Source organism: Pseudomonas sp. KCJK9016, from assembly GCF_046231795.1.
GTDB lineage: Bacteria > Pseudomonadota > Gammaproteobacteria > Pseudomonadales > Pseudomonadaceae > Aquipseudomonas > Aquipseudomonas bananamidigenes.
In genome coordinates, this window is the sequence record NZ_JBJJMM010000007.1 from 40,212 (window position 1) to 64,024 (window position 23,813).

Genomic DNA, 23,813 nt, shown 5'->3' on the forward strand with positions numbered 1-23,813 from the left:
GCAGCGTCAGGCTTGAACGACAGGAATCTTGGCGTTCGCGGCCGCTTCACGGAACTCGGCAATCTGGTCGAAGGACAGGTAGCGGTAAACATCGGCCGCCATGCTGTCGATCTTGCCAGCGTATTCCATGTACTCCTCGACGGTCGGCAGGCGACCCAGGATCGACGCCACGGACGCCAGCTCGGCCGAAGCCAGGTAGACGTTCGCGCCGTCACCCAGACGGTTCGGGAAGTTGCGGGTCGACGTCGACACCACGGTGCTGTTCGGCTCGACGCGTGCCTGGTTACCCATGCACAGCGAGCAGCCCGGCATTTCCATGCGGGCGCCGGCCTTGCCGTAGATGCCGTAGTAGCCTTCTTCGGTCAGCTGGTGAGCGTCCATCTTGGTCGGCGGCGACAGCCACAGACGGGTTGGCAGCTGACCCTTGACCTGATCCAGCAGTTTGCCGGCAGCGCGGAAGTGACCGATGTTGGTCATGCACGAACCGATGAACACTTCGTTGATCTTCTCGCCAGCCACGCTGGAGAGCAGACGGGCGTCGTCCGGATCGTTCGGCGCGCAGAGCACAGGCTCTTTGATGTCGGCCAGATCGATCTCGATCACTTCGGCGTATTCGGCGTCCTTGTCGGCTTCCATCAGCTCAGGGTTGGCCAGCCAGGCTTCCATCGCCTGGGCACGACGTTCCATGGTGCGGGCATCGCCGTAGCCTTCGCCGATCATCCAGCGCAGCAGGGTGATGTTCGACTGCAGGTATTCGGCGATGGCCTTTTCCGGCAGCTTGATGGTGCAACCGGCGGCGGAACGCTCGGCGGAAGCGTCGGACAGTTCGAATGCCTGCTCGACGGTCAGCTCGTCCAGGCCTTCGATTTCCAGGATGCGGCCGGAGAAGGCGTTCTTCTTGCCTTTCTTCTCGACGGTCAGCAGACCTTTCTGGATCGCGTAGTAAGGGATGGCATGAACCAGGTCACGCAGGGTGATGCCAGGTTGCAGTTTGCCCTTGAAGCGGACCAGGATCGATTCCGGCATGTCCAGCGGCATGACGCCGGTGGCGGCGGCAAACGCGACCAGACCGGAACCGGCCGGGAACGAGATGCCCATCGGGAAACGGGTGTGCGAGTCGCCACCGGTACCCACGGTGTCCGGCAGCAGCATGCGGTTCAGCCACGAGTGGATGATACCGTCGCCCGGACGCAGGGAAACGCCGCCACGGGTCATGATGAAGTCAGGCAGGGTGTGGTGGGTGGTCACGTCGATCGGCTTTGGATAAGCCGCGGTGTGGCAGAAGGACTGCATCACCAGATCGGCGGAGAAGCCCAGGCACGCCAGGTCTTTCAGTTCGTCACGGGTCATCGGACCGGTGGTGTCCTGAGAGCCGACGGTGGTCATCTTCGGTTCGCAGTAGGTGCCAGGACGCACGCCTTTGCCTTTTGGCAGGCCACAGGCCTTGCCGACCATCTTCTGTGCCAGGGTGTAGCCCTTGCCGGTGTCGACAGGCGCTTCAGGCAGCTTGAACAGGTCGGTCGGGCCCAGGCCCAGTTCGGCACGCGCCTTCTCGGTCAGGCCGCGGCCGACGATCAGCGGGATACGGCCACCGGCGCGGACTTCGTCCAGCAGCACCGGAGTCTTCAGTTCGAAGGTGGTGATGACGTCGTCGGTGCCGTGCTTGCAGACTTTGCCGGCGTGCGGGTAAACGTCGATCACGTCGCCCATGTTCAGGTTCGAGACGTCGAACTCGATCGGCAGTGCGCCGGCGTCTTCCATGGTGTTGTAGAAGATCGGGGCGATTTTCGAGCCGAAGCAGAAACCGCCGGCGCGCTTGTTCGGAACGTAAGGAATGTCGTCGCCGAAGAACCACAGCACCGAGTTGGTGGCGGATTTACGCGAAGAACCGGTGCCGACCACGTCACCCACATAGGCGACCGGGAAGCCCTTGGCCTTGACTTCTTCGATCTGCTTGAGCGGGCCGATGGCGCCTTGTTGCTCAGGCACGATGCCGTCACGGGCCATTTTCAGCATGGCCAGGGCGTGCAGCGGGATGTCAGGACGCGACCAGGCGTCCGGGGCAGGGGACAGGTCGTCGGTGTTGGTTTCGCCAGGCACCTTGAAAACGGTCAGGCTGTACTTGTCGGCGATGGCAGGCTTGTTGGTGAACCACTCGCCGGCAGCCCAGGATTCCAGCACGGCCTTGGCGTGGACATTGCCCGCCTTGGCTTTTTCGGCTACGTCGTGGAAGGCATCGAACATCAGCAGGGTGTGCTTGAGCTGTTCGGCTGCGACGGCGGCCAGTTCGGCGTTGTCCAGCAGCTCAACCATGGTGGCGATGTTGTAGCCGCCCTGCATGGTACCGAGCAGTTCGACGGCGCGCTTCTTGTCGATCAGCGGGGAGGTGGCTTCGCCCTTGGCGATGGCGGACAGGAAACCGGCCTTGACGTAAGCGGCTTCGTCCACTCCCGGCGGTACGCGATTGGTGATCAGGTCAACGAGGAAAGCTTCTTCGCCAGCCGGAGGATTCTTCAGCAGCTCGACCAGGCCTGCAGTTTGTTCGGCGTTAAGCGGCTGGGGAACGATACCCAGTGCTGCGCGCTCTTCGATATGTTTGCGGTAGGCTTCAAGCACAGTTATTACCCTCATCAGTGGTCCCAAATGGGTGTCCGGGACGCTCATCCCGAAATTGCCGTACTCATGCTCCTCACGACGTTGTGGGTCGTTCGGCCAGAATTACCGGCAATTCCTTACAGAAGCTGCTTTCAAAGTTTTACGCCTGCAGAACGGGGAGCTGATGAGGGTTGGCGAAGGGGTTTTCCCCGCTGGAAAAAACCTCCGCCAACACCGCTCTGAAGGAACGACTGTGCTCGTGACGCTTTGAAAACAGCTTCTAACGGACATTGGCGCCTAAAAAGGCTGGCTGATTCTACGGCAAAAAAAATTTAAAGGTAAGTCGGGCTCTATTGGACTTTGGTGGCGTTGTGCGTTGGCAGGCCAAACCCCGATCCAGCGCTTGCCCCTGACGTTTGAGGGGTGATGAATGCCGGACAAAGGGCTAACATGCCGGCCTGTTCCGCGTTTCAAGTGTTCTGCCCCTTTATGCCCAATCAGACCATCAAGACACCCTGCGTCGGCCTCTGCTCCACTGTTTACGGTGACCTGGTGTGCCGTGGCTGCAAGCGTTTCCACCACGAAGTGATCCACTGGAACGGTTACAACGAGGAGGAAAAACGTGCGGTGTGGCTGCGTCTCGAGCAATTGCTGTCACAAGTGATGGCCAGCAAGGTCGAGGTCTTCGATCCGGCGCGCCTGCGCCAGCAGCTGGAACAGCGCAAGATCCGTTTCGTGCCGCATCAGTCGGAGTATTGCTGGGCTTATCAGCTGATCGCCCGGGGCGCGCGGGTGATCATTAACCTGGAAGCCTACGGGATGGTGCTGCTGCCGGAGTTTCGCGACTGGAACCTGCCGGAGTTGCGCGACGCCATTGATCGGGAATTTTTCCTGCTGTCGGAAGCCCACTATCAGCGCTACATTGCGCCCGGCTTTTTGAAGGGCGCGCTGGGCGAGTGAGCGTTACCTGTGGCGAACATGCTCGCCACAGGATGACAACAGTGCTTAATGCTTCACCGCCAACTCCACCAAATGGTCCTCAACCTCCTGCGGCTTGAGCACCAGCACATCGCTTTCCAGCGCATCGAGCACCACTTCGGCGGTATTGCCGATCAACGCCCCTGACAACCCGGTGCGCGCCACGGTACCGATCACGGTCACCGCAGCCTGCAGCTTGTGCGCCATGAACGGAATCAGCACATCCGCCGGGCCTTCCTCGACATGCAGATGTTCGTCATCGACATCGAACTCGGCCTGGAACGCCCGGCATTGCTCGCGATAACGCGCCTCGATGGTTTCCTTGAGCTGGAAGGTCGGGTCCGCCGCCGACAGCATCGGTGATGGATGGGCGGCAATCACATGCAAATGCCCCTTGGCCAGGCTGGCGATGTCATAACCGTGATCGATGATGGTGGTGTGCAGGTGACGATGTTCGCCGTCGGCGTTGCCCACATCGACTGCCGCCAGAATCACCTTGTCCTTCCAGGAACCGGCGGTTTTCACCAGCAGCACCGGGGCAGGGCAATGGCGCAGCAGTTTCCAGTCCGTCGGGGTCAGCAGGGCCTTTTTCAGCGAGCTGTCGGGGAAATGCTGTTTGATCACCAGCCCGCAGCCTTCGGCCTGCTGCACGTCGATGATGGTTTCGTGCGGGCTATCGTTCCACGCCTGTTCGGTGGTGACGCTGTAGCCGTCCGCCAGCAGCGCGGCCTTGAGCACGCTGAGCATGCCCGCGTGATCGTGCTTCTTGTCGCAGACCAGCAGGTGCAGATGGGCCTGGGTCACCCCGGCGATCAGCTTGGCGCGCTTGAGCGCCAGACTTTCCGCGTGTTCGGGTTCGATGACCACCAGAATGCTGCGAATGGCTTGCATGAGTGAGTCTCCAGCAATGAAAAGGCACGGCGTTGCACAACTATAGTTGTTGCTCATCCGTCTGCGACTTGATGCATATCAACGCCGGCGGCTGGTGGTCTGCGGGCAGGCCGGTATAATCGGCGCCCTTCGCTCGAACACCTTTGACCGTGAGCCCCATGATCCTTCCCGAAATCCACGAATTCCTTGGCTGCCGCACGCCAGACGCCTGGGTCCAGGCCGCGCTGGCCGATCAGGAAACCCTGCTGATCGACCACAAGAACTGCGAGTTCAAGGCCGCCAGTACCGCATTGAGCCTGATCGCCAAGTACCACTCCCATGTCGATCTGATCAACATGATGTCGCGTCTGGCCCGGGAAGAACTGGTGCACCACGAGCAGGTCATGCGCATCATGAAACGACGCAAGATCGAACTGCGCCAGCTTCACGCCGGTCGTTATGCCTCGAGCCTGCGCAAAGTGGTGCGCAGCCACGAACCGGTGAAACTGGTCGACACCCTGGTGGTCGGCGCCTTCATCGAAGCCCGCAGTTGCGAGCGTTTCGAAGCGCTGGTGCCGCACCTGGACGAAGAACTCGGCAAGTTCTACTTCGGCCTGCTGAAAAGCGAGGCCCGGCATTTCCAGGGTTACCTGAAACTGGCCTACCAGTACGGCGACGCCAAAGACATCGCTCAGGTGATCGAGAAAGTCCGCGCCGCCGAGCGGGACCTGATCGAGTCCCCGGACGAGGAGTTCCGGTTCCACAGCGGCGTGCCCGTCGCGGCATGAATTGTTAAAAACTCTTAAGAGCATGAAACTTCAACGAAAACCGGCCCCTGAGGCCGGTTTTTGCTGCCCGCAATAAACGTCTTGCCTGCGAATGCCGCCATAATGTCGCCCACTTTTCTGAGGGTTGGCGGCGGTCGTTATGGATAACCTGGGTTTTGGCAGAGTCCTGCTGGTGGAAGACGATGAGCGTCTGGCTGCGCTGATCGCCCACTTTCTTGAACAACACGGCTACGAGGTGCGCACGGTGCATCGAGGCGACCTGGCGGTGGCTGCGTTCCTCGAATTCAGGCCCAAAGTGGTGGTGCTCGACCTGATGCTGCCGGGGCAAAGCGGCCTGCACGTATGCCGGGAGATCCGCAGCGTCTCGGACACGCCGATTGTCATCCTGACCGCCAAGGAAGATGACCTCGACCACATTCTGGGCCTGGAGTCAGGTGCCGACGATTACGTGATCAAACCGATCAAACCACCCGTGCTGTTGGCCCGTCTGCGGGCACTCCAGCGCCGTCAGGTGCCGGACAGCGGCGTGGTCAGCTCCCTGGAGTTCGGCCAGTTGCACATTGATCGCAGCTGCCGCGAAGTGCGTCTGGCCGGCGAGCTGATCGAGCTGACCACCATGGAATTCGAATTGCTGTGGCTGCTGGCCAGTGCCGCTGGCAACATCCTGTCGCGCGATGACATTCTCAACCGCATGCGCGGCATTGCTTTCGATGGCCTCAATCGCAGCGTCGACGTGTACATCAGCAAGTTGCGCAACAAACTCAAGGACAATCCTCGCGAGCCGGTGTGCATCAAGACCGTGTGGGGCAAGGGCTATCTGTTCAATCCGTTTGCGTGGGAGTTGTAGATGCTGCGGTTATTTCTCGGCCTGTTTCTGGTGATGACCGTCGGGCTGGTGGCGGCGCTGCAAACCGTCGAACACACCTTCAACGCGCTGCTCGACAACCAGATGCAGGCCTACAACCGCGAGGCGGTGCGCGGCCAGGCCTGGTCGTTGATCGAGCACATGCGCGACCAGCAAGGCGCAGCGCGCGAGGCGCAACTGGACGCACTGCGTCCGCACTACGGGCTGACATTGAGTCTGGTCGAGGCCGATCAACTGAACCTCAGCGATGCGGAAAAAGCCGAACTGGCCCAGGGTCTGCTGGTGATCCGCCACGACTACACGCAATTCATCAGCAACATCGATGGCGGCTCGCAACTGCTCAGCATCAAGCTGCCGCCCGAGCCGAGCCTGATGCCGTTCTACATTTCGGCGGCTTACATGATGCTGGCTGTGCTGCTCGGCATCGTCCTGTACTTCTGGGTGCGCCCGCACTGGCGTGATCTGGAAAAACTGCGACTGGCCGCCGAGCGATTCGGCGACAACGACCTGTCGGTGCGGATCCAGCTGTCCAGGCGTTCGAACATCCGCGATCTGGCCGAGCACTTCAACCTGATGGCGGCGCGCATCGAAGGCCTGATCGCCAATCAGCGTGAACTGACCAACGCTGTGTCCCACGAACTGCGCACGCCGATTGCGCGGTTGTCGTTCGAACTCGATCAGCTCAAGCAGCAGCCAGACGCCAGCCAGAATCGCGAGCTGATTGCGGATATGTACGCCGACCTTGGCGAACTGGAAGAAATGGTCTCTGAACTGCTGACCTACGCCAGCCTCGAACGCGGCGCGACGGTGATCACCCGGGAAAACATCCAGGCTGCCAACTGGCTCGACAGTGTGGTCGGGAGTGTGGCGCTGGAGGCCGAGGCGGCGGGTGTGCAACTGCTGATTGGCGAGTGCCGGGTCGAAGAGGTACGGATCGAGCCGCGCTTCATGGCGCGGGCGGTGATCAATCTGCTGCGCAATGCCATTCGCTATGCCGAGCAGCGGGTCGAGGTATCGCTGGTACGTATCGGTGATCAATACGAGGTGAAGGTCAACGACGACGGTCCGGGCGTGCCGCTGGAAGGCCGGGAGAAGATTTTCGAACCGTTCTCGCGCCTGGATGCCAGCCGTGATCGCCGCACCGGCGGCTTCGGTCTCGGGCTGGCTCTGGTACGCCGGGTATCGCAATCCCACGGCGGGCAGGTCGAGGTCGGCGAATCACCGTGGGGCGGGGCGTCGTTTCGCATGACTTGGGCGCATCTGGATTGATCACTTGCCCCTGAAGGGAGGGTCTCGTTCAACTGAGGACGTAGTCCACCGGTTTCAGGGCGGGCGGCAAAGGCTCGACGCCCAGCTCCGCCAGAATATCCCGCTCGATGCCCCGCACCAGCGCATCGGTCGGCAAATCGTTTTCATCGCGCCCGAACGGGTCTTCCAGCTCATCGGCAATCGCATCCAGACCGAAAAAGGTGTAGCTGACAATCGCCGTGAACAGCGGCGTCAGCCAGCCCAGCGGTTCGGCCATGGCGAATGGCAACAGGATGCAGAACAGATAAATCGTGCGGTGCAGCAGCAAGGTGTAAGGGAAGGGCAGCGGCGTGTTCTTGATCCGCTCGCACACCGCTTGCGCCTGGGTCAGGCTGGTCAGGTGGTTGGCCAGCAACATGTAGCGCCATTCGCTGAGGTCGCCCGCTTCATGCAGATCGGAACATTGCTGACCGATCGTTTGCAGGATCCGCCCGCTGTAGTCCGGCACCTGTGCGTCATGTTGCGGGGTGATCCACTCGGCGCTGGCGGCGGCTTCGTTCTCCCGGCGCAGACGCGCATTCAGGGCATGGGCGAAACCGCAGAGGTTGAGCAACAGCAAGCGGCGTTGTGCCGATTCGCGGATGACATGGGTTTCGCGAATAAAGGAACGCACATGCACGATCACTTCGCCCCAGGCCTTGCGCGCTTCATACCAGCGGTCGTAGCAGGCGTTGTTGCGAAAATTCATGAAGATCGACAGCGACAGACCGAGCAGCGTGAAGGGTGTGGCGTTGACCTTGGTGAAGTTGCTTGGATGGAGGATTTCCACCAGCACGATGGCCGAGGCCAGCAGCGTGACCATCAAGGTGCGCAGCGCGATGCGCTTGGCAATCGAGCCCTTGAGGGTGAACAGAATGGCGAACTGGTTGACCTTGGGTCGGATGATCATGCTGTTTTTGCCTTGAAAACGTGGCGGTTCAGCCGCCGGTCATGTTCATGAAACGCACCACTTGCACGTCATCGTTCACTTCAAAGTTGTGCCGGTAAGGCTTGAGCTTCATGGCGTCGATGATCGCTTTCTCCAGCCGTTGCGGTTGACTCGGGTGGGCGCGCAGCACGGCTTTCAGATCCACCGAATGCTCGTTCCCCAGACACAGTAGCAAACGTCCCTCGACGGTCAGCCGCACACGGTTACAGGTACCGCAGAAGTTGTGGCTGTGGGGCGAGATGAATCCCAGCCGGATGTGCGGCGCTTCGGCCAGCCGCCAGTAGCGCGACGGTCCCTGGGTCGACTCGGCGGAGTCGATCAGGGTATAGCGCTCGGCGATCCGCTCGCGCACCTGAGTGCTTGAAAAGAACGCCTCGGCGCGGCTGTGTTCGCTGATGATCCCGAGCGGCATTTCCTCGATGAAGGAGATGTCCAGATCCCGATCGATGGCGAACTGCACCAGATCGTTGATCTCGTGATCGTTGCGGCCCTGCATCACCACGCAGTTGAGTTTAGTGCGGGTAAAACCGGCCTCGCGTGCGGCGTCGATGCCGTTGATCACCTGTGCCAGGTCACCGGTGCGGGTCATTTGCCTGAAGCGCTCGGCATCGAGGCTGTCGAGGCTGATGTTTAGGCGCCTGACCCCGGCGTCGAACAACGGGCCGGCCAGTTTGCCGAGCTGCGAGCCGTTGGTGGTCAGGCACAGTTCGCGCAGGCCGGGCAGGGCAGCGATCTGCTTGCACAAGCCGACGACGCCGGGACGAATCAGCGGCTCGCCACCGGTCAGGCGGATCTTGCGAGTGCCCAGCGCCACGAAGCTCTGCGCCAGCTGGAAGATCTCCTCCAGTGTCAGCACCTGCTGGCGCGGCAGGAACTGCATGTCTTCGGCCATGCAATAAACGCAGCGAAAGTCGCAGCGGTCGGTGACCGACATGCGCAGGTAGTCGACGCGGCGGTTGTAACCATCGATCAGGACGCGCTCTGACATGACAGCCTCGCAGGTATGAAAACCGTTGTTAACGGTGGGAGTTGGCGCAGGTTATGGGCAACTTTCAAAGGCGTCCAATCACTATTTATGAATGGCCGATTGATGGGCTCGATGATGAATGTTTTTTCACGACTCATTGCTCGCGTTAGTTTTGCAACTTGGCGTATTTAAAGGGTTTTATTCCGTGATAGATGCTTTCGATAACGCAGTCATTAATAGCGATTAGACAAGTTTTTGCAGCGGTTCATATCCTTGTTTCCGTCAAACGAAACGACCGTTTTTGAACTTGAAAGTCAGTCGTCGCTGTTTAAACCCGATCAGGTTTTTGCCTGTGTGCATCGTCATGGAGAAGTCCCATGTCACAAGTCGACCGTTACAAACCCTACAAAGGCGCCGCTGCGGGATGGGGCGCTGTCATCAGCCTCACCAAAAACTGGCTGGGCAGTGAAAACGCCCTGAAAAACATCCGCGCCATGCTCAAGACCAACCAGAACGGCGGCTTCGACTGCCCCGGTTGTGCCTGGGGCGAAGCACCCGGTGCGGGCATGCTGAAGTTCTGCGAGAACGGCGCCAAAGCGGTGAACTGGGAAGCCACCGGGCGCCTGGTCGATCCGGCGTTCTTCAACAAGTACACGGTGTCGTCACTGGCCGAGCAAAGCGATTACTGGCTTGAATATCAGGGCCGGATCACCCATCCGATGCGCTACGACGCGCGGATCGACCGCTATGTCGAAACCACGTGGGAAGAAGCCTTCGCCCTGATCGCCCGCCACCTCAAGGGCCTGAAATCGCCCCACGAAGCCGAGTTCTACACCTCGGGCCGCGCCAGCAATGAAGCGGCGTTTCTCTATCAGTTGTTCGTTCGTGCCTACGGCACCAACAACTTCCCGGACTGCTCCAACATGTGCCACGAAGCCAGTGCGGTGAGCATGGGTGAGAGCCTCGGTGTCGGCAAAGGCACGGTGGTCTATGAAGACCTGCACCACGCGGACGCGATCTTCGTCATCGGCCAGAACCCCGGCACCAACCACCCGCGCATGCTCGAACCGCTGCGTGAAGCAGTGAAACGCGGTGCTCAGGTGGTGTGCATCAATCCGCTCAAGGAGCGTGGGCTGGAGCGTTTCCAGAACCCGCAAAACCCGATCGAGATGCTCAGCAACGGCTGGGAAGCGACCAACACCGCGTACTTCCGCCCGGCACTGGGCGGTGACATGGCGATGATTCGCGGCATGGCCAAATTCCTGCTCGAGTGGGAGCGCGAAGCCCAAGCCACGGGCGGCGAGCCGGTGTTCGATCGCGCATTCATTGCCGAACACACGTCGGGTCTGGACAGCTATCTGGCCGAAGTCGATGCCACCCGTTGGGAGCACATTGTCGAGCAGTCCGGCGTGACCCTCGCCGACATCGAACTGGCCGCACGCATGTATGCCCGTGCCAGGAGCGTGATCATGTGCTGGGCCATGGGCCTGACGCAGCACGTGCATTCGGTGCCGACCCTGCAGGAAGTCATCAACCTGCAACTGCTGCGCGGCAACGTCGGCCGTCCGGGCGCCGGGCTGTCGCCGGTGCGCGGTCACAGTAACGTGCAGGGCGACCGCACCATGGGCATCAATGAACTGGCGCCGACCGAGCTGATGGACGCTCTGGAAAAACGCTTCAACTTCAAGGTGCCGCGCATGCATGGCCACAACACGGTGATGGCGATCGGTGCCATGGAGCGTGGTGAAGCCAAGGTGTTCATCGGCCTGGGCGGCAACTTTGCTCAAGCCACGCCGGACACCCCGCGCACCCACGCGGCGATGCGCAAACTCGACCTGAGCGTGCACATCTCGACCAAGCTCAACCGCAGCCATCTGGTGACCGGACGTGACGCATTGATCTTGCCGTGCCTGGGCCGCACCGACATCGACGTTCAGGCCGAAGGCCCGCAAGGTGTGACCGTGGAAGACACCTTCAGCATGGTGCATTTGTCGTTCGGTCAATTGAAGCCGAAGTCGGCGCACCTGAAATCCGAACCGGCCATCATCGCGGGAATCGCCGCCGCGACCTTGGGCAAGCATCCGATCGACTGGGAATGGGTCGTGGGCGATTACGGGCGCATTCGCAATCTGATTGCCGACGTGATTCCGGGTTTCGAAAATTTCAACGAAAAACTGTTGATTCCCGGTGGCTTCCACCTCGGCAACGACGCCTCGGACCGCGTCTGGAAAACCGAATCCGGCAAGGCTCAGTTCACGCCGTGTGTGCTGCCCGAGCATCTGGTCAGCGAAGGCGTGCGCAACTTGCCGGTCAAGCCGCATCTGATCCTGCAAACCATGCGTTCCCACGATCAGTACAACACCACGCTGTATGGCCTCGACGACCGTTATCGCGGGGTCTACGGCATGCGCGACGTGGTGTTCGCCAACGAACAGGACATTCGCCGGCTCGGTTTCGAACCGGGGCAGAAGGTCGATCTGGTGGCGCTGTGGGACGACGAGCGTGAACGTCGGGTCAGCGGTTTTACCCTGATCGCCTACGACATCCCGGCCGGGCAGGCGGCCGCGTACTACCCGGAAACCAATCCGCTGGTGCCGCTGGAAAGCTACGGCGATCGCACTTACACGCCGACTTCCAAGTTCGTGGCGATCCGTCTCGAAGCGGCCGAGGCGAGCAACCTGATCCCGTCGTCGGTGGCCTGACCGACCCACGCGATCCAACCCTTTTGCAATCCGACTGGCTGCAGGCGTTCGCGCCTGGCGGTGGCCCGAGCGTGTGCTGCCGCTTTTCAGCCTTGATGAGGACATCATCATGTTCAATCTGGAGGCACTGGACCTGGCGCGAATTCAATTCGCGTTCACGGTTTCGTTCCACATCATTTTCCCGGCGATCACCATTGGTCTTGCGAGTTTCCTGGCGGTACTCGAAGGCCTGTGGCTGAAAACCCATAACGACACTTACCGCGATCTCTACCATTTCTGGTCGAAGATTTTCGCCGTCAACTTCGGCATGGGCGTGGTGTCCGGTCTGGTCATGGCGTACCAGTTCGGCACCAACTGGAGCGGGTTCTCCGACTTTGCCGGCAGCATCACCGGGCCGTTGCTGACCTATGAAGTGCTGACGGCGTTTTTCCTTGAAGCCGGGTTCCTCGGGGTGATGCTGTTCGGCTGGAATCGCGTGGGTCGTGGCTTGCACTTCTTCGCCACGGTGATGGTCGCCATCGGTACGCTGATCTCGACCTTCTGGATTCTCGCTTCCAACAGCTGGATGCAGACCCCGCAGGGGTTCGACATCGTCGATGGTCGGGTGATGCCGCTGGACTGGCTGGCCATCGTGTTCAACCCGTCGTTCCCGTTCCGTCTGGCGCACATGGCGATTGCCGCATTCGTGGCCACGGCGTTCTTCGTCGGCGCTTCGGCGGCCTGGCATTTGCTGCGCGGCAACGACACCCGACCGGTGCGCAAGATGTTTTCCATGGCGCTGTGGATGGCGCTGATCGTGGCACCGATTCAAGCGGTGGTCGGTGACGCCCATGGCTTGAACACCCTGGAACACCAACCGGCCAAAATCGCCGCCATCGAAGGGCACTGGGAGAACGCCGACAATGAGCCAACGCCGCTGGTGCTGTTCGGCCTTCCGGACATGCAGGCGGAGAAGACCCGATACGCCATCGAGATTCCGTACCTCGGCAGCCTGATTCTCACTCACAGCCTCGACAAGCAGATCCCGGCGCTCAAGAGCTTCCCGAAAGAAGACCGGCCGAACTCCACCGTGATTTTCTGGAGCTTCCGCGTCATGGCCGGGCTGGGCATGTTGATGATTCTGGTCGGTGTGCTGGGCCTGGCGCTGCGGCGCAACGGCAAGGTCTACCGGCATCGCGGCTTCCAGCGGCTGGTGCTGCTGATGGGACCGAGCGGCCTGATCGCGTTGCTGGCGGGCTGGATCACCACTGAAGTCGGACGTCAGCCGTGGGTGGTGTACGGACTGATGCGCACCCATGACGCCGCGTCGCAACATTCGGTGGCGCAGATGAGTACGTCGCTGGCGCTGTTCGTGGTGATCTACTGCTCGGTGTTCACCGTCGGCATCGGCTACATGATGAAACTGGTGAGCAAGGGCCCGCAGCCGCACCACGAACATCCGCCCGCAGGCACTCCAGTGCAGACCCCGCGCCGGCCACTCTCGGCGGTCACCGACAACCTCGAATCCGCGACCCGGATCCACTGAAAAAGGAGCGTTGAGTCATGGGTATCCAAGGTATCGATCTCTCGTTGATCTGGGGCGTGATCATTGCCTTCGGGGTGATGATGTACGTGATCATGGACGGCTTCGATCTGGGCCTCGGGATTCTGTTCCCGATGATCAGCGACGCGCAGGAACGCGACGTGATGATGAACACCGTCGCACCGGTGTGGGACGGTAACGAAACCTGGCTGGTGCTGGGTGGCGCAGCGTTGTACGGCGCGTTTCCGTTGGCTTACGGGGTGATTCTGGAGGCGCTGTACCTGCCGCTGATCGTCATGCTCGCGGGGCTGATCTTCCGTGGTGTGGCGTTCGAGTTTCGCTTCAAGGCGCCGGCTGAAAAACGTCATCTGTGGGACTGGGCATTCATCGGCGGTTCGCTGCTGGCGACGTTCTCCCAAGGCGTGGTGATCGGCGCGTATGTGGCCGGTATTCCCGTGGTGGACCGGCAGTTCGCCGGCGGCGGACTCGACTGGCTGGCCCCGTTCCCGCTGGTCTGCGGCGTCGGTCTGGTGGTCGCTTATGCCTTGCTCGGCAGTACCTGGCTGCTGGTCAAGACCGAAGGCATGCTCGAGTCGCGGATGCGTCACTACAGCCGTCCGCTGGCCTGGCTGTTGCTGGCGATGGTGCTGGTGATCGGCGTCTGGACGCTGCAGCTGCATCCTGAACTGGCCACTCGCTGGTTCAACCATGCGCACCTGACCGTGTTTGCCGGGCTTGTGGTGTTGGCGGCGCTGGCGCTGTTCGGTCTGTTGCGCTCGTTGCGTCAGCGACACACCCATTGGCCGTTCGTGTTCACCCTGGGGCTGATGTTCCTTGGCTACATCGGTCTGGCACTGAGCATCTGGCCGAACATCATTCCCCCGTCGGTCAGCCTGTGGGCCGCGGCATCACCGGCCACCAGCCAGTTGTTCGCCCTGATCGGTGCGCTGTTCATCCTGCCGGTGATCCTGATGTACACCTTCTGGAACTACTACGTGTTCCGCGGCAAAGTGAGGATCGGCGATGGCTACCATTGAAATGCGTGACGTGAAGAGCCGCTGGTACAACCGTCTGGGCTGGCTGCTGCTGATCTGGTCCGGCAGCGTGGTCTCGCTGGCGGTGGTGGCAAGCCTGCTGAAACTGGCGATGCATGCGGCGGGGATGCGCACCCACTGAATAAAAAAACCGGAGCCTGGCTCCGGTTTTTTATTGCCCAAATCTGAGTCCGCCACTGAGTCCTGTGGGAGCGAGCTTGCTCGCTCCCGCAGTGTTCAGTGGTGGTTTTAATACTTACTCGCCACCAAACATCGCGGTCCAGTAAATACCGGCGCTGCTTTTCGGATCGACTGCGTAGGCGGCGCCAAGCTCACGATATTGCGGGTTCATCAGGTTGGCGCAATGACCGGGACTGGCCAGCCAGCCATCGACCACTTTCTGCACGGTGTCCTGCCCGGCGGCGATGTTCTCGCCGACCTGCTGGCCGCTGTAGCCGGCCAGCTCGGCGCGGTCGCCGGGAGTGCCGCCGTTGCGGTCCTTGTGGTCGAAATAATTGTTGTTGGCCATCTCGCGGCTGTGATCCTGAGCGACGCCCCCCAACACCGCATTCCACGCCAGTGGCGCAGCCGCCGAGAATGCCTGACCACCGCACTGGCGCGGCTGGTTGCGGGCGGCATTGATTTGCGTCAGCAGCTTCTGACCCTCGGCTTGCCCGTCACCCAGACGCGCCGACAGCAGTGGTCGCGCCAGGGTGATGCGCCAGTCGCGGTCGGCGCGGCTGACGCCGATGTCGACGAACTGCGGATCCAGCACCACCTGACAGAAACTCTCCTGGATCGCCTTCATGGCTGCCACCGGATCGCGAGGGCCGTTGAGGGTGATCGCCTGCACGTTGACCATCGGGTAACTGGCGCTGGCCATGGCCTGCTGCAGATCGACCATGCCACTGGCCGGCAGACGCAGGCGCGGATCGGCCGACAACGGCGGCAATTCGCTGGACGCCTGCGAGCCGCAGCGCTGGGGCTGACTGCGGTAGCTGTTGATCGACTCGATCAATTGCGACTCGTCGCCGGCCATGGCCGAAGCGGCCAGCGCCAGGCCCGTGGTCAACGCGGCGAATCGCAGAACGGATGGCATGAAGCGCATGGAAATCTCCCTTGGGCTGAGTGCGCCCATGATGCGCGAAACGCCCCGGGGGCGCGCAATGTCTTTTTTCTTCATCAAAGGGTTCCGGTCGCGGAACGTTGTGCCGGATTCTGCCGTCTACAATCTCCGAAGCCCCCGGATTCCGGGCGTTTCAGCCACGTAACACGTTGCCCGCAACGGGCGCTGCCGGAAGAGATCGATCATGAAAATGCACGGGATGATCTGCTGTCTTGTGTTGACCCTGCTGAGCGGTGCGGTGCTGGCCACCGATCAGGCGCCGATCAAGGAAAAGGCCGAAGCGAAAGCCGAAGTACTGGAAGAAAAAGCCGCCGACAAACCCGGTGCGCCCCCCGCGCCGAAGTCCGAAGCGATCACCCCCAAGGAAGTGCAAGCCGTGGATCCGTCCGGCACCGCGCCGCTGGATGATCCCATCACCTGTCTGGCGCGCAGCATCTATTGGGAAGCCAAGGGCAAGGACACGGCAGAAATGGAGGCGGTGGCCAATGTGGTGATGAATCGTCTGGGCCACGACGGTTTCCGGGCACCGTGTGTGAAGTGGTCAAGCAGGGCTCGGAAGCCAAGGGCTGCCAGTTTTCCTGGTGGTGCGACGGCAAGTCCGATCAGGTCAAGGAAGACGCCGAATATGCGCTGGCCAAGGAAATTGCCGGCAAGGCACTGAACCGTCAGCTTCCCGATCGCACCCATGGCGCGCTGTATTTTCATGACCACAACGTCGACCCGAACTGGGCGAAAAAGTACACCCGGACCGCCGAGACCGGGAAATTCCTGTTTTACAAACCCAGGGATGGGGAGGCGCGCTAGGCGCAGACCTCTCGCACACAATTGCGCAGCCAGCGATGCGCCGGGTCGGCATCCATGCGGGGGTGCCACAGCATCGACACGCTGATGTCCGGCATGCGCAACGGCAGGTCGAAACTGAACAGGCCCGCTCGCAGTTTGCTGGTGTGACGCTGCGGAACGGTGGCGATCAGGTCGGATTCTCGGACCAGCGTCAACGCCGCCGAAAACCCGCTGAACGAGGTGACGATGTCCCGCGTCAGGCCCAGGGCGAGCAACGCTTCGTCCACCGGGCCGCTGCTGCGCCCGCGCCGTGACACCAGAATGTGCTGGCCCGAAGCGAAGCGTCTGGCGCTGACCTTGCCGCTGCTCAAAGAATGTCCTTCACGCACCACACCGATCCATTGATCGCGGAACAGGATACGACTGTGCAGCGTCGGGTCGGTGCTGTCGTCGACCACACCGGTCTCCAGATCCACCCGGCCTGTGCGCAGCAGCGTGCTGTCCTTGTCGGCCTTTTGCACAAAGCGCAGACGCACGTGGGGTGCCTCCTCGGCGATGCGGGCGAGCAGGGCGGCGGCGAAGGTTTCGACAAAACCGTCGGTGTTGCGCAGGGTAAAGGTGCGGCGTAACTGGCCGGGATCGAGCACTGCTGCCGGCCGCAGTACTGCCTCGGCTTCCTGCACCAGATAACCGACCCGGTCGCGCAGTTCCAGCGCCCTCGGCGTCGGCACCAGTCCGCGACCGGCGCGCACCAGCAACGGGTCCCCGGTGGTCTCCCGCAACCGGGCCAGCGCCCGGCTCATGGCGGACGGGCTCAGCCCCAGGCGTGTGGCGGCGCGGGCCACGCTGCCTTCGCTCAGCAGCACGTCGAGAGTGATCAACAGGTTCAGGTCCGGTGCATTCATGACATGGCGTTTCATGCAGGTATTGAGTGCAAAGCATGCGTCTTGCGCCGTGTATTGTCGAGGCTCAGGCTATGCCCCATGACTTCTGCCCTGTGAGCCCCCCATGCATCGAGAATCTCTGAGCCCTTCAGCCCGCTGGGCGCTGACCAGTCTGGCGCTGTCGATGTTGATGCCGTCGCTGGACACCAGCATCGCCAACGCCGGACTGCCGATCCTGGCCGCGGCGTTCGAGGCGACGTTTCAACAAGTGCAGTGGATCGTGCTGGCCTATCTGCTGGCGATCACCACCTTGATTGTCAGCGTCGGGCGGCTGGGAGACGGCTTCGGTCGCCGGCGCTTGCTGATGATCGGCATCGGCATTTTCACCACAGCCTCGCTGGCTTGCGCACTGGCGCCGAGCCTTGCCTGGCTGATCGGTGCGCGGGCGGTGCAAGGCCTGGGTGCGGCGATCATGTTCGCGTTGACCGTGGCACTGGTGGCCGATGCGGTACCCAAATCCAGGGCCGGCAGTGCAATGGGGTTGCTGGCCACCATGTCGGCCACCGGCACGACTCTCGGACCGTCGCTGGGCGGACTGTTGATGGCCCATGTCGGCTGGCAGTCGATCTTTGTGATCAACGTGCCGCTGGGCCTGCTCAATGCCTGGCTGGTGTACCGCTACCTGCCGGCGGACCGAACAGCACGCCAGTCTGTCGCATTTGACTATCCCGGCACCGCGCTGCTGATGCTGACACTGGCGGCCTATGCACTGGCGATGACGGTCGAAGGATTCACCCGGACATTGTTGCTGCTCAGCCTGTTGGGGGCGGGGATGTTCATCCTGGTCGAAAAAAGGAGCAGGGCGCCGCTGATTCATTTGTCTCTGTTCGCCGATACACGAATCAGCGGCAGTCTGGCGCTGACCTTGCTGGTGACGACGGTGATGATGACCACGCTGGTGGTCGGGCCGTTTTATCTGAGCCGTGGATTGGGCCTCACCAGCACGCAAACCGGACTGGTGTTGTCGATCGGACCAATGCTGGCGGCGTTCAGCGGTGTGCCGGCGGGGCGTCTGGTGGATCGTTTCGGTGCGCGGCGAATGGTGCCGGGCGCTTTGCTGGGGCTGGCCTGCGGTTGTGGTTTGCTGGCACTGTTGCCGGTGAGTCTCGGGCTGCTTGCCTATGTGTTGCCGATTACGCTGGTGGCCCTGAGTTATGCGCTGTTCCAGGCCGCCAACAACACCGGTTTGATGGCGGGCGTCGGGCAGGATCAGCGCGGGGTGGTCTCGGCCATGCTCGGGTTGTCACGCAATCTGGGGTTGATCACCGGGGCGGCGGCCATGGGCGCGGTGTTTGCCCTGGCTACGGGCGATCCGGCGTGGGCGCCGGCCGCCGTCATCGCCGCTGGTTTGCACATGACCTTCGGTGTTGCCACTGGATTGATGCTTGCGGCGCTCGGGCTCGGCGCTTTCACACACTTGCGCCTGGCGTCTCCCGTGCAGGAAAGAACAGTTCAAAACAGGTGACACCCTCAACGCTGCTGACGCTGTAGCGGCCCTGATGCAATTGCATGATGGTCGCCACGATCGACAGGCCCAGACCGTTGGACTGGGCCGAACGCTCGCGGGACGGGTCGGCGCGGTAGAAGCGTTCGAACAGCCGCGACAGGTGCTCGGGAGCAATCGTCGCTCCGTGATTGCGCACCCGCAGGTAGCTGCCATCGGGTTCGGCCATGGCTTCGACCTCTAGCGTCGAGTCCGGCGCACCATACTTGATCGCGTTGGCGCACAGATTGGCCAGGGCCCGGCGCAGCAGCATCGGTTCGGCCCAGATCACGCCGCTGCCATGGGCCTCGATGCTGATGCCGACATCGGCGGCCAGGCCTTCGAAGTAATCGGCAATGCGCTGCATCTCGTCACCTGCGTCCAGTTCCTGACGCTGGCTGAGGGCCGTGGCCGGGTCGGTGCGGGCGAGAAACAGCATGTTGTCGAGCATGCGCGCCAGGCGTTCGAGTTCTTCGACGTTGGAGGCGAGCAACTGCTGATAGGCCTCGACGCTGCGGTTCTGTTGCAGGGCGACCTGGGTTTCGCCGAGCAGGTTGTTGATCGGTGTGCGCAGTTCGTGGGCCATGTCGGTGGAGACCTGGCTCAACTGCGCGAAACCTTTGGCGAGGCGATCGAGCATCGCGTTGAAGGCTTCGATCATCGGCTGCAATTCTTTCGGCGTGTCGTGGCTGTCGAGGCGTTCGCCGAGGTTGCCGACGCCGATTCCGTGGGCATGCCGCGCGATCCGCCGCAGCGGCAGCAAGCCGCGATACACCAGCAGGCAACCCACCACTGCCAGCAGCAGCGCCGCCAGTGTCGCCAGGCCATACACGCTGAGCCGGTAATTGGCGAGCATCGCCGTGCGCTCGCTCATCACCTTGGCGATGAGCACCTGCAGATTGCCCTGGTCGCCGGAGTCGATACTGGCCGCCACCGCCGAGAACGGCACGCCGTTGATGCTCGGCAGATGCTGCACATCGCTGAGGCCCATCACATGGTTGATCGGCACCGCCGGCACGGTCGGCAGCGCCAGATTGCCGGGATTGACCACGAACAAGGGGGGCTGCCCGGGGGCACCGATGGTCAACAACGCTTCACGGTTGCCTAGCATGTTCTGAAACAGCGCCGGTTTGTTCTGGATCAGCTCCAGGGTGTTGCTGTCGTTGAGGATGGTGCGCAACTGGTCGATGCGACTGACCATCTGGATGTCATCGCGGCGTGTCAGTTGCTCATCCAGCGCGTTGTACAGCGCCGCGCCGAGGCCCGCCAGCGCCGCGAAGGCGAGCACCGCGAACACCAGCGCCAGGCGCCACGTCAGGGAATACGCGCCGGTGGTTTTCATGGCTGGGTATCGAAGCGGTAGCCGATGCCGCGCACGCTGTGGATCAACTTGAGCGGGAACGGATCGTCGATCTTCGCCCGCAGGCGGCGCACGGCGACATCGACCACATTGGTGTCGCTGTCGAAATTCATGTCCCACACCCGTGAGGCGATCAGCGAACGGGACAGCACTTGCCCGGTATGAGTGGCGAACAGTTGCAGCAGGGCGAATTCCTTGTTGGTCAGGGTGACCCGGCTGCCGGCGCGGGTGACCCGGCGCTTGAGCACGTCGATCTGCAAATCGGCCACCTGCAATTGCTCGTCTTCGTGAATCGGCCCGCGACGGGTCAGGGTACGCAGGCGCGCCACCAGTTCGGCGAAGGAAAACGGCTTGATCAGGTAATCGTCGGCGCCCAGCTCCAGGCCCTTGACCCGGTCGGCGATGTCGTCCCGGGCGGTGAGGAACAGCACCGGCGTGTCGGCTTCCCTGCGCAGCCGGCGCAGAACCTCCCAACCATCCATTTTCGGCATCATCACATCCAGCACGATCACGTCGAAGTCGTGTTCCAGTGCCAGGTGCAGACCGTCGGCGCCGTCCCGGGCCAGGCTCACGTTGTAACCCAGTTCCTGCAAGCCGTTGAGCAGGTAGTTGCCGGCCTTGGGTTCGTCTTCGACGACAAGGATATTCATGAACGCGCCTCAATGGTCATTGGTGCAGCCGCTGCCTTGCACTTGATAATCCAGCACATGTTCGCGGCCCTGGTGGTCGAGGTAATCGAGCCGGGCCGGGACGATGCCGCAGGTCTGGGAAATATCGGTGCTGGAGAGGACTTTGTCGACATCCAGATGCACGTAGAAGCCGTTGGTGTCGTGAATCACCGTGCGCTCGGGCATTTGTGCGGCGAACACGGAACCGGTGGCGAGGAGGGCGGTGAAGGCCAGGATCAGGGTTTTCATGGTGGGTCACTCGTGTCGGTGAAGTGGATCGGCAGGTGTGCCGGAACAACTTCAGGCTACCGGGCGATCCGCTCGGCAAACCGACAACTCCATGACAAAGCTGTAATGAAACCCTGAAAACACAAATCCCCTGCACAGGCAGGGGATTGTTTTGACAGGGTGTGGTTTTCAACTGCCGTGGGTGCTGAGAATGCTCGCGATCTGCTGTGGCTGGCAGTTGAGGTACGGCGAAGACTTCAGCCAATGCTGATCCGGGTACCAGGAAAACATGTACTGGCCGTCCTTCAGGCTGTCGATCACCCGCCGGGCCACTTGCGGACGCACCGCCGGACAACCCTGGCTGCGACCCAGCCGGCCCGTGCGTTTGCTCCAGAACAGATTCACGTAATCGGCGGCGTGGATCACGATGGCGCGGTCGCGGGCCATGTCGTTGACGCCCGGCTCCAGACCGTCCATGCGCAGCGAATAACCATGGGTGCCTTCGTAACTTTCCTGAGTGCGGAACAGTCCAAGGCTGGACTGGAAACTGCCTTCACGGTTGGAGAAGCGCGTGGCGAAGTTATCGCCGGACTTCGAGCCGTGGGCGACCAGGTCACGCAGGATCAGTTTTTTCTGTGTCAGGTCGAAAATCCACAGACGCCGCTCGGTGGAAGGTTGCGAATAGTCGATAATCGCCAGGTGCCGGGACTGTTTCGCACCGTTGTTGATCGCGCATTGCATGGCGTTCAAGGCACCTTTCAGCGCCTGGGGATTGAGTTCCGGCGCGGCGTGGGCGAGGCTGTTGTAGAGAACCGGCGAAGGGGTGCCGGCGGCAAGAACCTGACTGGTCACCAGCCCCATGGCAGCGGCAGTCAGCAGAAGTCGGCGCAAAAACGTCAACATTTATAGTGAGTCCTCACTGGCTACTTGTTTGGCACTTTGGCTCCTGACGTCCAGTCGTCCCCCGGCCCGGCCCGCGAATCGGACCTGACTGTATCACCGCACCTGATGTAAGGTTGACCGTCAATCAAGACGGCCACGGATTGGAGTAAAGCAGTTGTTCAAAAAGTACGCATGCTACTTGAGCATTTGTCTGCTCGCTGCGCCGTTTGTCGTTTGTGCTGAAGAGCCGTTGCCGGCACTGCCGACGCTTGCGGCGCAAGCGCCCGTTGAGCCGCAGAGTCCGTTGCAGGCCGCGTTGATCAGTCTGCCTCAGGCCTGCCCGGCGATTGCCGCCCACCTCAGTGGCCCGGCCCTGGAGCAACTGCAGGCGTTCTACCGGCAGCAGGACTGGATGCCGGTGTGGGCGGCGGCCGGACAATTGCCGGCCTTGCATGCGCAATTGCAATCGTTGGCCGACGATGGCCTGAATCCGAAACGCTATCCGGTCGCTGACACGGCCCCGCAGGACGGCGAGCTGTGTGCCGACATCGACATCAGCCGCAACTACCTGCAGGCCTTGCAGGACCTGCATTACGGTCGCCTGCTGCAGTCGCATTTCGAACCGCTGTGGCACGCCGACGATACGCCCCTTGACCGTCAGGCCGAGTTGCTCGCCATCGCCGTGCCGGGCATGCATGACGTGGCTGCCGCATTCGATCTGGCCCGCCCGCGCCTGGTGCAATACCGGAATCTGCGTCATCTCTACGCTGCACAACGCCTGCAGGCCTTGCCGCACTGGCAACCGGTGGGCAACGGGCCGCTGTTGCGCCCGGACATGGAAGACAAACGCGTGCCGGATCTGGCCAGACGGTTGTACAGCGAAGGTTATCTGAGCAGTGTGGTCGGCACGCCGGATAACGCTTATCACGGTGTGCTGGTGGAGGCGGTGAAGCGTTTTCAGGCGAGTCATTCGTTGCAGGCCGACGGTGTGGTCGGGCCGGGGACCATTGCCGAGATGAACATCAGCCCGCTGACCCGCCGCGAACAACTGCGGATCAACCTGGAGCGGTTCCGCTGGCTGGCCCAGGACATGGAGCCCGATGGTTTGCTGGTCAACGTCGCCGCTGCCGAACTGACCTTGTATCAGGGCGGCCTGCCGGTGTGGCAGACCCGCACCCAGGTCGGGCGCGCCGAGCGCCAGACGCCGTTGCTCAAATCCCGCGTGACGCGCCTGACGCTGAACCCGACCTGGACCGTACCGCCGACCATCTGGAAGGAAGACAAACTGCCGGAAATCCGCAAGGACCAGACCTTCCTCAGCCGTCAGAACCTGCAGGTGCTAGATGCCAACGGTCAGCCGCTGGCCGCCGCCGACATTGACTGGGACAACCCCGGCAACATCCTTCTGCGCCAGGACGCCGGGCCACGCAATCCGCTGGGGCAGATGGTCATTCGCTTCCCCAATCCGTTCTCGGTGTACTTGCATGACACACCGAGCAAGGCGCTGTTCGATAAAGGCCCGCGGGCGTTCAGTTCCGGTTGTGTGCGGGTCGAGCATCCGATGAAACTGCGCGACTACTTGCTCAGCCCGGCAGAAAGAGCCCGTACCGACACCTTGCTGGCCACCGGCACCACCCATGAATTTCGCCTGAGCAATCCGGTGCCGATCCTGATGACTTACTGGACGGCCCAGGTCGACGGGCAGGGCCGGGTGATCTATGCGCCGGACATCTACAGCCATGACAGCGCGTTGCTGGCGGGTCTGGACCGGGCGCACTGATC

20 protein-coding genes and 1 pseudogene are annotated in these 23,813 nt (G+C 61.8%); 11 read left to right on the forward strand and 10 right to left on the reverse strand.

Annotated elements, in window-relative coordinates:
- Window positions 1-6 precede the first annotated feature (6 nt).
- Window positions 7-2,616 carry a bifunctional aconitate hydratase 2/2-methylisocitrate dehydratase gene (gene acnB / locus ACK6BI_RS08535; protein ID WP_409316880.1) on the reverse strand — a complete coding sequence of 870 codons (2,610 nt, stop codon included), beginning with the start codon at window positions 2,614-2,616 and terminating at the stop codon, window positions 7-9.
- A 468-nt stretch (window positions 2,617-3,084) separates the two neighbouring features.
- Between acnB and ACK6BI_RS08540 the strand changes: the two genes are divergently transcribed.
- Window positions 3,085-3,555, forward strand: a complete 471-nt coding sequence (locus ACK6BI_RS08540) for a DUF1289 domain-containing protein (RefSeq protein WP_409316718.1) — start codon at window positions 3,085-3,087, stop codon at window positions 3,553-3,555.
- Window positions 3,556-3,600: 45 nt separating this feature from the next.
- On the opposite strand, the gene ACK6BI_RS08545 is transcribed toward ACK6BI_RS08540, so the two are convergent.
- Window positions 3,601-4,464, reverse strand: coding sequence for a universal stress protein (locus ACK6BI_RS08545; RefSeq protein WP_409316719.1), 864 nt, complete (start codon window positions 4,462-4,464; stop codon window positions 3,601-3,603).
- 158 nt (window positions 4,465-4,622) lie between these two features.
- Here ACK6BI_RS08545 and ACK6BI_RS08550 point away from each other — a divergent pair, with 158 nt between their 5' ends.
- The 3 genes from ACK6BI_RS08550 (at window position 4,623) to ACK6BI_RS08560 (ending at window position 7,365) form a co-directional block, all read left to right on the forward strand.
- Window positions 4,623-5,231 (forward strand): tRNA-(ms[2]io[6]A)-hydroxylase, encoded by a 609-nt coding sequence (locus ACK6BI_RS08550; RefSeq protein ID WP_409316720.1) that lies wholly within the window; start codon window positions 4,623-4,625, stop codon window positions 5,229-5,231.
- A 139-nt stretch (window positions 5,232-5,370) separates the two neighbouring features.
- Entirely contained in the window at window positions 5,371-6,078 is a 708-nt protein-coding gene (locus tag ACK6BI_RS08555; RefSeq protein ID WP_409316721.1) for a response regulator, read from the forward strand.
- Complete coding sequence (locus tag ACK6BI_RS08560) at window positions 6,079-7,365, forward strand: ATP-binding protein (protein WP_409316722.1); 1,287 nt, start codon at window positions 6,079-6,081, stop codon at window positions 7,363-7,365. It begins immediately after the preceding gene.
- A gap of 28 nt (window positions 7,366-7,393) precedes the next feature.
- On the opposite strand, the gene ACK6BI_RS08565 is transcribed toward ACK6BI_RS08560, so the two are convergent.
- Window positions 7,394-8,293 (reverse strand): bestrophin family protein, encoded by a 900-nt coding sequence (locus ACK6BI_RS08565; protein WP_409316723.1) that lies wholly within the window; start codon window positions 8,291-8,293, stop codon window positions 7,394-7,396.
- Window positions 8,294-8,321: 28 nt separating this feature from the next.
- Window positions 8,322-9,320, reverse strand: coding sequence for a GTP 3',8-cyclase MoaA (gene moaA, locus ACK6BI_RS08570; RefSeq protein WP_409316724.1), 999 nt, complete (start codon window positions 9,318-9,320; stop codon window positions 8,322-8,324).
- A gap of 356 nt (window positions 9,321-9,676) precedes the next feature.
- Here moaA and ACK6BI_RS08575 point away from each other — a divergent pair, with 356 nt between their 5' ends.
- The 4 genes from ACK6BI_RS08575 to ACK6BI_RS08590 all read left to right on the forward strand — a co-directional run bounded on the left by ACK6BI_RS08575 (window position 9,677) and on the right by ACK6BI_RS08590 (window position 14,699).
- Entirely contained in the window at window positions 9,677-12,001 is a 2,325-nt protein-coding gene (locus tag ACK6BI_RS08575; protein ID WP_409316725.1) for an FdhF/YdeP family oxidoreductase, read from the forward strand.
- A 109-nt stretch (window positions 12,002-12,110) separates the two neighbouring features.
- The gene (locus tag ACK6BI_RS08580; protein WP_409316726.1) at window positions 12,111-13,526 is read left to right on the forward strand and encodes a cytochrome ubiquinol oxidase subunit I; all 1,416 of its coding nucleotides are present in this window, start codon (window positions 12,111-12,113) and stop codon (window positions 13,524-13,526) included.
- A 17-nt stretch (window positions 13,527-13,543) separates the two neighbouring features.
- A complete protein-coding gene (gene cydB / locus ACK6BI_RS08585) occupies window positions 13,544-14,560 on the forward strand; it encodes a cytochrome d ubiquinol oxidase subunit II (protein WP_409316727.1) in 1,017 nt (338 codons plus the stop codon).
- On the forward strand, window positions 14,547-14,699 hold the full coding sequence (locus ACK6BI_RS08590) for a DUF2474 domain-containing protein (protein WP_409316728.1): 153 nt from the start codon (window positions 14,547-14,549) through the stop codon (window positions 14,697-14,699). Before cydB ends, ACK6BI_RS08590 begins: the two co-directional genes overlap by 14 nt.
- Before the next feature lie 114 nt (window positions 14,700-14,813).
- Here the strand turns inward: ACK6BI_RS08590 and ACK6BI_RS08595 are convergent, their stop codons facing one another.
- Window positions 14,814-15,665, reverse strand: coding sequence for a CAP domain-containing protein (locus ACK6BI_RS08595; protein WP_409316729.1), 852 nt, complete (start codon window positions 15,663-15,665; stop codon window positions 14,814-14,816).
- Between the two features lie 202 nt (window positions 15,666-15,867).
- Between ACK6BI_RS08595 and ACK6BI_RS08600 the strand changes: the two are divergent.
- Window positions 15,868-16,487: pseudogene (locus ACK6BI_RS08600) on the forward strand (cell wall hydrolase).
- Here the strand turns inward: ACK6BI_RS08600 and ACK6BI_RS08605 are convergent.
- Window positions 16,484-17,371 (reverse strand): LysR family transcriptional regulator, encoded by an 888-nt coding sequence (locus ACK6BI_RS08605; RefSeq protein ID WP_409316730.1) that lies wholly within the window; start codon window positions 17,369-17,371, stop codon window positions 16,484-16,486. The pseudogene ACK6BI_RS08600 and the gene ACK6BI_RS08605 sit on opposite strands and share 4 nt — an antisense overlap.
- A 103-nt stretch (window positions 17,372-17,474) precedes the next feature.
- Between ACK6BI_RS08605 and ACK6BI_RS08610 the strand changes: the two genes are divergently transcribed.
- Window positions 17,475-18,875, forward strand: a complete 1,401-nt coding sequence (locus ACK6BI_RS08610) for an MFS transporter (RefSeq protein ID WP_409316731.1) — start codon at window positions 17,475-17,477, stop codon at window positions 18,873-18,875.
- Here ACK6BI_RS08610 and ACK6BI_RS08615 read toward each other — a convergent pair.
- The 4 genes from ACK6BI_RS08615 to ACK6BI_RS08630 form a co-directional block, all read right to left on the reverse strand.
- Window positions 18,820-20,235 (reverse strand): heavy metal sensor histidine kinase, encoded by a 1,416-nt coding sequence (locus ACK6BI_RS08615; protein ID WP_409316732.1) that lies wholly within the window; start codon window positions 20,233-20,235, stop codon window positions 18,820-18,822. The two genes, ACK6BI_RS08610 and ACK6BI_RS08615, sit on opposite strands and share 56 nt — an antisense overlap.
- Window positions 20,232-20,903, reverse strand: a complete 672-nt coding sequence (locus ACK6BI_RS08620; protein WP_409316733.1) for a heavy metal response regulator transcription factor — start codon at window positions 20,901-20,903, stop codon at window positions 20,232-20,234. Before ACK6BI_RS08620 ends, ACK6BI_RS08615 begins: the two co-directional genes overlap by 4 nt.
- A 9-nt stretch (window positions 20,904-20,912) precedes the next feature.
- On the reverse strand, window positions 20,913-21,170 hold the full coding sequence (locus tag ACK6BI_RS08625) for a DUF2790 domain-containing protein (protein WP_409316734.1): 258 nt from the start codon (window positions 21,168-21,170) through the stop codon (window positions 20,913-20,915).
- A gap of 168 nt (window positions 21,171-21,338) precedes the next feature.
- The gene (locus ACK6BI_RS08630) at window positions 21,339-22,052 is read right to left on the reverse strand and encodes a murein L,D-transpeptidase catalytic domain family protein (protein WP_409316735.1); all 714 of its coding nucleotides are present in this window, start codon (window positions 22,050-22,052) and stop codon (window positions 21,339-21,341) included.
- A 154-nt stretch (window positions 22,053-22,206) separates the two neighbouring features.
- Here ACK6BI_RS08630 and ACK6BI_RS08635 point away from each other — a divergent pair, with 154 nt between their 5' ends.
- On the forward strand, window positions 22,207-23,811 hold the full coding sequence (locus ACK6BI_RS08635) for a murein L,D-transpeptidase (protein ID WP_409316736.1): 1,605 nt from the start codon (window positions 22,207-22,209) through the stop codon (window positions 23,809-23,811).
- Window positions 23,812-23,813: the final 2 nt, after the last annotated feature.